A 10404-nucleotide genomic window follows, 5' to 3' on the forward strand; every position below is an offset into this window, starting at 1 on the left:
AAAATAAATTATGACTAAAGATGATGTGATTGACTCTCTCAATTTAGTACCACACCCGAATGAGGGAGGATACTATCGAAGAACTTATGAGTCGAAAAGAAATATTAATGGAGATGATGGCCTTCCCAGAAAACTATTAACTTCCATTTATTATCTATTGACCAGCGATAGTCCGATTGGACACCTCCACAAAAATTGTTCTGATATTGTACATTTTTATCATTTGGGGGCCTCTATCGAATATCTGATTATTTCGCCCGATGGTAAAGTTGAGAAGAAAATACTGGGACCCGATATTGCTAACGGTGAGACACCACAACTCGTTGTCAAAGGAGGTTATTGGAAGGCATCTCAACTACATCACGGTGATTTTGGTTTAATCAGTGAAGCTGTTGCGCCAGGGTTTGAATATAAAGACAACGAAGTCGCGACGACTGAAGTAATTAATCAACTATTCCCCGAGCTTGTTTCCAGTGTCGGACAATTTATTAAGTGTGAAAAAACTAGCAGGGAGTTTTCTATTTTATTCGAATTCTGACCTTCTAGTTGTACACAGGTTGATTAGTTGAACCAGTATTAATTTAAGTTGATTTTGGTTTGTTGACTAGCGATTGTTTTTATTTTCCCTCGATAATTTTTTCGACACAAGAGTATTTTCAAAAAAGTGAGAAAGCCATGAATAAAACAACTAGTTGGAAAGCTGTTGCGGTAATGCCGACCTTAGGTGTTACCGATCTTGAGGTGATGACCCACTACTATTTGAGTCTCGGGTTCGAAGAGCGTTGGCGCTATCCTGATATTGAGCCGGTTACACACATTGGAATGACATTCGGCGAAGTGACATTGATGTTTTATCTTTGTTCAAACTCAGAGGTAGAGAAGCAAAATATTTATTTTATCATGCAGGATATTGCAGGGTATCACCAGCATGTGAAAGATATCGTTCCAAAAGTAGAGCCATTGTGCGATGCAGATTATGGCATGCGTGATTTTAGCATTGCCGATCCATGGGGCCATCAACTAAACTTTGGTGAAGCTTATTGAGTTGTTTATTTGACGGCGCCGTTGAATCTATTAATGAATGAAGAGCAAATCAAAATTTGAAGTGCTCGATTAGTCATATTACTAATATTGATCTTTGTATTTCAGAATCCTGCTTATTCTACGAGTTGAAATACTGCTTTGATTCTCGCATTAATGGTAATAGTACCGTGTGCTATCGGTTGAGATTCGGCTGATGCATCCATTGCTTGCATTCTACTACCAACATATGGGCGAATTGGATTGCTCCCTTCCTCTTCAATCACTAAAACTCGGCCAACTTTGTTTTTCAAAGTACGTGCAAGTTTTTCAGCTTTTTTCTTGGCAACTAATAAGGCTTGTTGTTGAACTTCATTCTGGATCTTTTTGTATTTGGAATGACCGTAAGAAAAACCATTCATGCTGACATTGGCTTGTTTTACTAATGCCTTCCAGAGTTTTGAGTATTTATCGAGATCCCGAAGTTTAAAAGTAATCTGGCTGGATGCAAAGTATCCTTCGATAACCCACGATTGGTGTTTGTATTGCTTATTTTCACCAAATTGCATTTGAGTCGTTTGAATATCTTTAGCATCAATTTTGTGTTGTTTTAACAACCGCATGACTTCCCGTGATGTCTCCGCATGTTTTTTCGCCGCAAGAGGGAGCTCTTTTTCAAGCGTCTTGATGGCCAAGCTCCAGCTTAACTCGTCAGGTGAAATACTTTGGCTTGCGCTTCCCTGGACTGAAATATGGGGCTGGTCCAGCGATTGTGCGTTTACGCTCAACAGGCTTGTGAGGTTAACAATGACTAATAGGAAAAATAACTTTGTCAGTTTGGTCAGGGTAATTCTCATTGTGCTTGTGTTCATTTAAATAGCCCTCAGAATATTTTGCCGGTTGTTTTTAATTATCTCGATCGCATCACGAAGATAACGCATAGCGGTTTATCTACCTAATCTAGAGGTAATTTATTTTAATGTCGATAGCTATTAAAGCTTTTTGTGATATTAAGCCGATCGGGCAAGGGTTTGCCAGTGCTGATTTTAGCAAGATAGGGCAGGGGGCTCCTTTTATTCGTTGTATCGTCTCAGGTAAGTTGCAAAGCGAGGTGTATTATTTTTCGTTTTTCCACGAAAACGATAAGTTACTTTGCTACCGACCGGTGGAGGAGTTTGCCTTTCGTTCAAACTGAAGCCGCTACCAATTTTGAAACGGATACCATCTTGATTGACCACTTCAATTGCGCCTAGCAATCCCTGGTACTTCCCTTTTCCTGGAATATGGGCGAGCACTTCCGCTTCAGCATCATCAAAAGGTTTTAGTTTTTGCAAGTCATATGAGCGTTTTGCCTGATACAGAGAATCTCTTTTGTGCAACATCAAGCCTTCACCGCCTTTTGCGATAACAACCGCTAATGCGTTATCTAGCTCAGCCCGCGAGCTGATTATTTTTTGAGGAACAACGGCGAGATATTGACTGCGACTATCTTTTACCAGCGACTTTAGTTTATTCAGGCGAAATTCAAAGGTGGCGAGTTCCTTTGGCAGATCGAAAGCCATATATTTAATATGCTTCCAATCTTTTTCTACGATTGTTTTGCGGCGCACAATTCCTGATATCTTTTCGAACTGTTGACGACCTAACCAGAGTTCTCCGTCGATGGCAATTTTAGGAAATTTTTCAGTAAACCAGTCGGGTGTATGAATGGTTCGACCGCTGCGAGTAAGAAATTGTTCTCCATCCCAGTAGGCGCGAATTCCATCCAATTTTTCACTGACCAGGTAATTTTGCAGGTTGATCGATGGTTCAAATTGTTTTGCCAATAGTAACGGAGGGCTCAGTTCAAATTGCGTTGCGGCATAAAGTTCCGAGATGTTGGTCAGGCTAACTGGCAATAAACAATACGCTATCCCTAGCTGGTATTTTAGTTCCATTTTAGTGCGCTCCGTAGATGTCCATTCGGAATGTATTATTCACGCTTGGTGTCTATCTGGCTAGTAGAAGAGCGCCTTTTATTTTGTAAGCGATTTCTTAAAAAGTTATGCGACAGGGACTACATCGCGTAAGAAAATCAGATTGTCTTCTGTACTCGATTTCTTATCGAAATAATAACCGTCTACCGCAAAATCTTTTAATCCTTCAGGTCGGTCTATTCGGTTTTCGATTATAAAACGAGCCATTAATCCTCGCGCTTTTTTCGCGTAAAAGCTGATGATTTTATGCTGGCCATTTTTGAAGTCTTTAAAGTTTGCTGTAATAACTCGATGAGATAATAGTTGGCTCTTAACCGCTTTAAAATACTCGTTAGATGCCAAGTTGACGAGTACCGGTTGATCGTGTTTCGATAACTCTTTTTGTAGATATTGATTCAGTTGTTCATTCCAAAATTCGTATAAATTCTTGCCGCTGTTATTCTGAAAGCGGGTGCCCATTTCAAGTCGATAGGGTTGGATCAGGTCTAGTGGTCTCAAAACACCATAAAGCCCGGATAAAATACGTAAATGTTTTTGCGCAAATTTAAAGTCATCATTTTTCAGACTATCAGCGTCGAGCCCCTGGTAAACGTCTCCTCGAAATGCAAGCACTGCCTGACGAGCATTGTCGGGGGTAAATGGTGTACTAAATGCGGCATATCGGTCAAAGTTGAGCAGGGCTAATTTATCACTCAGTTTCATCAAGTTCGCGATTTCTTGCGGCGCTAGCTCTTTGAGCTGAGCAATCAGTTCTTTTGAGCGAGATAAAAATTGTGGTTGAGACTTCTGTTTGGTTGCCAGTGGCCCATCAAAGTCCAGACTTTTTGCAGGTGATATTACTGTAATCATTAATCTTGTTATCTGGTCGTCTATTGACAAAGGCGGTTAGAATAACAAAATTCTTTCACTATTGCCTGAAGGTTAAAAAAGCTATTATAGAGAAAAGCTATTATAGAAAAACTGACCATTCAATAAGACAGACGGACCAGGCAAAAAATAAATGACAACAAATCAATCCACTTCAACAAAAGGCCTATTGGCCGGTATCAAAGTTTTGGATTTAAGCCGTATATTGGCCGGGCCCTGGGCAACTCAGTTGCTTGCTGACTATGGTGCAACCGTGTGGAAAATAGAGAAGCCTGAATGTGGGGATGATACTCGTAGTTGGGGACCGCCGTTTTTGGAGCTGGGTGAAGAGCAAATATCGGCTTACTTTCTTTCTGCTAATCGGGGTAAATACTCTCTGGCAATTGATATCAGCTGTATCGAAGGGCAATCCATTATCAGGCGATTGGTCCGCGAGGCTGATATTTTGGTTGAGAACTTTAAAGTGAATGGTTTGAAACGCTATGGCCTGGATTACGAGTCACTCAAACAAATCAATCCTGGGTTGATTTACTGTTCAATTACTGGTTTTGGTCAAGATGGTCCTATGGCCGCTGCGCCGGGTTATGATGCCATGATTCAGGCAACCGGCGGTTTAATGAGTATTACTGGAAAACCTGATAGCGAGGGTGGGGAGCCGACAAAAGTTGGCGTTGCAGTAACAGACCTGATGACCGGTATGTATGCCTCCACTGCCATTTTAGCGGCGTTAAATCATCGAAATTCTGGCGGTTCTGGCCAACACATTGACTTGGCCTTGCTCGATACACAGGTTGCGATGCTGGCAAATCAGGCGATGAATTACCTGGTTAGCGGTAATCCTCCCGAAAGAAAAGGCAATGGCCATCCGAACATTGTTCCATACCAGACATTTAAGTGTCAGGACGGTTTTATCATGTTAGCGGTAGGTAACGACCGTCAATTTTGTTCGACATGTAATGTATTAGGGATCCTTGAGGTTAGTGAAGACACGCGGTTTACAACTAATGCTAATCGAGTCATTCATCGAACTGAGTTGATCTCGATTTTGGAGCAAAGGTTTGCTGAAAATAGAAGAGACTTTTGGCTGGCTGAGCTTTCGCGAGAAGGTGTTCCTTGTGGTCCGGTTAATAATGTTGCTGAAGCGATGGCGCACGAACAAATACAACATCGCAATATGAAAATAGAAATCGCCGGCGATAATGACATTCAAATTCCGTTAGTGGCAAATCCGGTACAGTTTTCCGATGTAGATATTAATTATCGAGTTCCGCCGCCTAAATTGGGAGAGCACACTGAAGAAATCTTGCGAGATGTACTCAATGTCGATGAAGACGAACTGGACAATTTGAAGAAAAGTAACAGCATTTCCTGAAAAGCGTTTGGTGTTATTTCTAGACTTGTAATCTGACATTGACTTGTAATCTGACATTATTCCAAATTCTGATAGATTAATGCGCGTGGTGTCCTTGTCCTACTGGTAGATTTTTCAGCAGTTCTTCGATACCTGCGTTGAGTTGTTGTTGACTCTCGTTATAGTCTGATACCTCGCGTACCGCAGTGATTCGAAATATGGGTTTTTTGGTATGATTGTCGAGAACATTGATCACTAACATTGCTTGTTCTTTCGCATCTGGAATAAAGTGCTCAAAATTATTCTGTTGACCTTCGATAGCTTCTAACGCCAAACCTTCTTCGACTTTTAGTCCAAGTACATATTGAACGTCGAGATCAGTGTTTTTCGATTTTAACTCCAGTCCGCGATTAGTAAATACGCCAATTAATGCATTGTTAATTTTTTTCTTAGTATCGGGGTGCTTGGCTCTAACGGTTAACGGCGTAATGCTAAAGGTGCTGTAGTGATCAAATGGGGCACTATCATTAATGATAAATTCGCTCTCGTGTTGGGCATTTTCTGGTTTGTTACCGTCTTCTAAACGGAATTTAACGCGTAAGTTATTGGCTGAGTCTGCTTTTCTGAGAGCCTCCTGACGAGATATTTTCCCTTGAGTAACCAGTTTGTAAAGTGCATCATCGAAGGTGCAATTAACGCGTCCTTTAGAACGAGCCATGGCATCTTTAACTTCGTCAACTCTATCGCCTTCAATTAATTTTTGAATAAATGGGGTGTTGATCATAATTTCAACTGCTGCAACCCGCTTTTGCTCCATGCCAAGGCAAAGTCGTTGGGCGATAACTGCATTCAGGTTGAGGGCCAGATCCTGAAGGATAATCTTGTGCGCATCTTCAGGAAAAAAGTTAACAATCCGCTCCAGTGCCTGATTAGCATTGGTCGCGTGTAATGTGGCCAAGCATAAATGACCCGTTTCCGCGTAGGTTAACGCATGTTTCATGGTTTCTTTGTCGCGGATTTCACCAATCAAAATCACATCGGGCGCTTCTCGCATTGCATTTTTCAGGGCTATCTCGTAGGAGTCTGTATCCACGCCGACTTCCCGCTGGTTGACCAGCGATTGCTTATTTTTATGAATAAACTCAATAGGATCTTCAATGGTTAAAATGTGCCCCGCTTGATTGTTATTTCGATAGTCAATCATTGATGCAAGGGTTGTTGATTTTCCTGTGCCGGTGGCGCCGACCAATAATATCAACCCTCTCTCTTCGAGAATAAGTTCTCTTAGTATCGCAGGTAGCCCGAGCTCGTCGATGGAAGGTATTTTCTTTTTGATGTAGCGGATCACCATGGCCGGCTCGCCACATTGTTGAAAGACATTAATACGAAAACGCCCAATTCGATCCAGTTTCAGCGAAATATTGAGTTCTCGTTTTGCTTTAAATTCGGCGACATCTTTCTCTTTCAGGATTGAGTAAATCAGTTTGTGGTTCTCGTCACTATTCAAGGGTTCTTCCCTGACAGGTCTCATCTTGCCTTCGACCTTGATCAGCGGTGGTGAATCGACGCTGATAAACAAATCTGAGGCTTGGTTAACAACCATACTACCGAGTAATTCAATGAGATCCATAGACTATCCTTACGCCTTTTTATGGCATATTTTTATCGATATTCGCCTATAAAATATAGCGCTTTTCTGGTGATTTATCATATTTAGTCCGCTTATTCGCTGCGCAGAATTATTTCGAAACGATTTTTTTCACACCGACGCAAGACGGGTTAAACCGGGTCTGGCATATTTGCGGTCTAGTAACGCTAATTCGCGTTGGACTGATTTGAATTCCAAAAGTCATGTTACTATAGTTAAGTTTAGGATGTAGCTTTTAAAGATTTGTTAATAAGGGATACAGCGAGGAGGGTGTCTGTGCTGAACAAACAGTCCATTGCTGAAGTATTACAGCTATTGCTTCCACCGGAAGCTGAAGTGGAGTTTGATTTTGATAGAGAAGGTTTTTTCGCCAGTTTTTGTTGGCTTTTAAATAGCGATCCGGAAAGGCCTTTTAAGCGTTCGAAGAAGGTACACTTTATTATTACTCGGGAAGCGCTGGAAGATTTTAAGAATGTTGGAAATAAAAATGAAGCTCGATTACAGCTAGATTTTGAAACCTATATTAATCATAAATTAGATTTATTTGACCCTAACCACAATGCCCCCGAAGGTGTAGCACCACCGGTTGAGAAGTGGGTGATTGACTCGTTGTTGTTTATTGAAGCTTTGGAGAAGCTAAAAGGCGTCAAACGGCCAATATTTTGAGTTAACCGCCATTTTAAGTTGACCAATACTTAATAGTTAACCGATATTCTAAATTGACGTGAATTCTATGCAACAGGTTTGACCATATGGGAATGGTGGCTTACTCGTGCTGCCGGTTAACTCCCTGTCAATGAAGCGTCTAACTGACTCGATGCGGCCGATTAGCCTCGATAGCCAACGATTTGATAACCTCCAGCTATGATTAACCAGCAAAATCATCTTTAATATATTTACTCGCTATAACTCCGCTATTTTAAAAGATCTTATTAGCGGGTATATTAGATGGCCATTTAGACGGCCAATTGAACCTTCGATTAATACCTGCAGCTCGTGTGTCGATGAGGGGTTATTGGTTAGTTTGATTTAGGGCAACATTTGATTCGAGGCTGATAAAGATGCCGTTAGTGGCGTTTTCCAAATTACCGACATTTCAACGCTTAATGAATGAGCACCACGACGTGCTGCCACTTGAAAAAGCGACTCATCAGGATATCAGGGAACTCCACGTGGGACTTCTCAACATGATGCCGGACGCTACTTTGCAGGCGACAGAGCGTCAATTTATGCGACTGGTTGGAGATTGTAACCAAATCGTCCAATTTTATGTGCATCCTTTTACCTTGCCCTCGATTGACCGGTCTAGCGAAGCGCAGCAATGGATTGATGACTATTATCAGGATTTTGAATCTATCAAAGAGAATGGTTTGGATGCTCTCATTATTTCTGGCGCAAATCCGATATCTGACTCCCTTGAACAAGAGGCTTTTTGGCCGATGCTTACTGAAGTCATCGATTGGGCCAAAGATAATGTAACCTCAACGCTATGTGCCTGTTTGGCGACTCACGCGGTAGTGCAATATCTTTATGATATTAAAAGGCAACCACTGCCGGAAAAAAAATGGGGAGTTTATCAGCACAAACTCACTAAAATTGATCATCCGTTAACTCGTCACACCAATACTCGGTTCGATGTGCCCCATTCCCGTTACAACCAGATCACCCGAGAACAATTAGACCAGCAAGGGGTAATTACTCTCGCAGAAAGTGCTGAAGCAGGCGTACATTTAGCTACCAGTAGCGACGGAATTCGGTTGGTCTTTTTTCAGGGCCACCCGGAATATGATGATTTTAGTTTGCTTAAAGAATACAAGCGTGAAATTGACCGTTGGCTTTCTGGGCAACGAGGCGATTATCCGCCATTTCCACAAAACTACTTTAATCCTGTGGTTGAGCAAAGGCTTATCGACTATCGAGAGCAGTTAAAGTCCTCTAAATCAACTGATTCGGAGTATCCCGCATGGCCTGAAGAGTGGCTAATGGAGCACTTGGATAATACCTGGCGCGATACTGCGCTATCGACATTCAATAATTGGCTGGGGCTTGTTTACCAGCTGACGAATAAGAACCCGAAATTACCTTTCATGGACGGAGTAGACCCCGAAAATCCCCTGGCAAGCCTATAGGAACTTCTCGGCCGGCTTGTAGGTCTCACCAGTATGAACTAATCTTAAATAATGGAAAACTGATCTGTTATTGTTATGTCGTCCATTTTATATGCTGAAAATTCTAGCTGCGGAGAAACCAAAGCACCATACAATCAATAGGTTATTTTTCCACAATCGTTTTTCGCTGGTTATTGAACGGTCACTATCTCACGAAAGGGGGGCAAGGTGGATAAACAACAAATGGCTGAAATTCTGTATGAAATTCGCACCGAACTTGCTGGGAACGAAAAAATCGAACATCATCAACGCCAACTCATGGAAGCCCTGGCCGGAGAAATTGAAGAGAGAATAGGAAGTCCGGAAGTTGATATGAGCGGCGATCAATTTTTACTCACTCGCCTTAAAGATTTGGCAAAAGATTTTGAGGCGGAACATCCTAAATTTACAAACATTGTCGGCCGGCTTTCGGATCTGCTCGCGCGAATGGGAATTTAGTTTTTATTTCTACCAATATCAAAAGTTAATCAAGTTAATTTAACAGTTTGTGAACTGGTTAACTTGAGACTGAGTGGTGTTTTTCTACAATAGATGTCAGAAATATCGCACAAGAAAAAAAGATATTTCTTGCTACAAATTTATTTTGTTCGGTGTAAGATGCCGGCTGTTAGTAAAGCTAATAAACACAGAGCATAAGGTATGCGTAGAGACGACAAAAAACAATATCAATTTAATCGTTCCGAAAGATTTTATGTCACAGATTCTGGATGGTATTTCACAATTCGACAAGGCGCTGCTTTCGGTCCTTACGAATCCAGAAACATGGCTGTGAAAGGGCTTAACGCTTTCATCGATCTACTCAAGGCCTGAGTGACTTTTCAATCGCCCCCACTTCAGATGAGAACGCTGGAGATGCTTGGGAACCCTCTGGATAAAAGGTTTTATCTCTTCCCGCTTTAACTTTTTCATTACTTATTTTTTACCACAGGTTTATTCTATTCTAACCTGGTTTAGATTCATTGTTTTTGTTAATAATAGTTTTGTCGACAAAATAAAAACTCCAATTAATTTTGAACGAAAAATTTTTGTAGTGATAGGACCACTTTACTTTGCTCCCGAAAAATACAAATATTTAAGGTAATCCTATTCTACGAAAGATGGTGTAGTTGTTTTTTTCGTTTCTCGTTTTTATTTACCGAATCTGTCATTAAAAAGTGATGATAAATTTTTTCTGTATTTAGTTATCAATCTTAACAAAAGTTTTGTGCCAATATTTTTGTTAATTTAAGACTAATAAAACTGTAATTTTCTCGACTGGAATGACTCCTTAATATTGCTAATAGTTTGTTGTAGGCAATCAATTAATTTGATTGTGAATAAATGGAATTAAGGGGAAGTGTAGTGAGCTATTATTCTAAAAAAGAAAGTTCGAAT

At 40.9% G+C, this 10404-nt stretch carries 11 protein-coding genes; 7 read left to right on the plus strand and 4 right to left on the minus strand.

What is annotated here, in order from left to right; genetic code table 11:
* The first annotated feature begins 10 nt into the window (after positions 1-10).
* Both FLL46_RS02945 and FLL46_RS02950 read left to right on the plus strand, forming a co-directional pair.
* Positions 11-538 carry a cupin domain-containing protein gene (locus tag FLL46_RS02945; protein ID WP_142891910.1) on the plus strand — a complete coding sequence of 176 codons (528 nt, stop codon included), beginning with the start codon at positions 11-13 and terminating at the stop codon, positions 536-538.
* Positions 539-675: 137 nt separating this feature from the next.
* A complete protein-coding gene (locus tag FLL46_RS02950; protein ID WP_142891911.1) occupies positions 676-1044 on the plus strand; it encodes a VOC family protein in 369 nt (122 codons plus the stop codon).
* A 113-nt stretch (positions 1045-1157) separates the two neighbouring features.
* Here FLL46_RS02950 and FLL46_RS02955 read toward each other — a convergent pair whose 3' ends face one another.
* The 3 genes from FLL46_RS02955 to yaaA form a co-directional block, all read right to left on the minus strand.
* Positions 1158-1892 carry an SIMPL domain-containing protein gene (locus FLL46_RS02955; protein ID WP_142891912.1) on the minus strand — a complete coding sequence of 245 codons (735 nt, stop codon included), beginning with the start codon at positions 1890-1892 and terminating at the stop codon, positions 1158-1160.
* A 201-nt stretch (positions 1893-2093) separates the two neighbouring features.
* Positions 2094-2957 carry a DNA ligase gene (locus tag FLL46_RS02960; protein ID WP_142891913.1) on the minus strand — a complete coding sequence of 288 codons (864 nt, stop codon included), beginning with the start codon at positions 2955-2957 and terminating at the stop codon, positions 2094-2096.
* A gap of 105 nt (positions 2958-3062) precedes the next feature.
* A complete protein-coding gene (gene yaaA / locus FLL46_RS02965) occupies positions 3063-3845 on the minus strand; it encodes a peroxide stress protein YaaA (protein ID WP_142891914.1) in 783 nt (260 codons plus the stop codon).
* A 151-nt stretch (positions 3846-3996) separates the two neighbouring features.
* Here yaaA and FLL46_RS02970 point away from each other — a divergent pair, with 151 nt between their 5' ends.
* Positions 3997-5235, plus strand: coding sequence for a CaiB/BaiF CoA transferase family protein (locus FLL46_RS02970; RefSeq protein ID WP_142891915.1), 1239 nt, complete (start codon positions 3997-3999; stop codon positions 5233-5235).
* A gap of 76 nt (positions 5236-5311) precedes the next feature.
* On the opposite strand, the gene FLL46_RS02975 is transcribed toward FLL46_RS02970, so the two are convergent.
* Positions 5312-6844, minus strand: coding sequence for a PilT/PilU family type 4a pilus ATPase (locus FLL46_RS02975; protein WP_142891916.1), 1533 nt, complete (start codon positions 6842-6844; stop codon positions 5312-5314).
* Positions 6845-7138: 294 nt separating this feature from the next.
* On the opposite strand from FLL46_RS02975, the gene FLL46_RS02980 reads away from it, so the two are divergent.
* The 4 genes from FLL46_RS02980 (at position 7139) to FLL46_RS26905 (ending at position 9840) form a co-directional block, all read left to right on the plus strand.
* Positions 7139-7528: a hypothetical protein gene (locus FLL46_RS02980; RefSeq protein WP_142891917.1), complete on the plus strand. Its 390-nt coding sequence runs from the start codon at positions 7139-7141 to the stop codon at positions 7526-7528.
* Between the two features lie 404 nt (positions 7529-7932).
* On the plus strand, positions 7933-8991 hold the full coding sequence (metA, locus tag FLL46_RS02985) for a homoserine O-succinyltransferase MetA (protein WP_210418582.1): 1059 nt from the start codon (positions 7933-7935) through the stop codon (positions 8989-8991).
* 207 nt (positions 8992-9198) lie between these two features.
* Positions 9199-9468: a DUF4404 family protein gene (locus tag FLL46_RS02990; protein ID WP_142891919.1), complete on the plus strand. Its 270-nt coding sequence runs from the start codon at positions 9199-9201 to the stop codon at positions 9466-9468.
* Positions 9469-9669: 201 nt separating this feature from the next.
* The gene (locus FLL46_RS26905; protein WP_168204017.1) at positions 9670-9840 is read left to right on the plus strand and encodes a DUF6316 family protein; all 171 of its coding nucleotides are present in this window, start codon (positions 9670-9672) and stop codon (positions 9838-9840) included.
* The last annotated feature ends 564 nt before the right edge of the window (positions 9841-10404 follow it).

The organism is Aliikangiella coralliicola (assembly GCF_007004725.1).
GTDB classification, from domain to species: Bacteria; Pseudomonadota; Gammaproteobacteria; order Enterobacterales; family Kangiellaceae; genus Aliikangiella; species Aliikangiella coralliicola.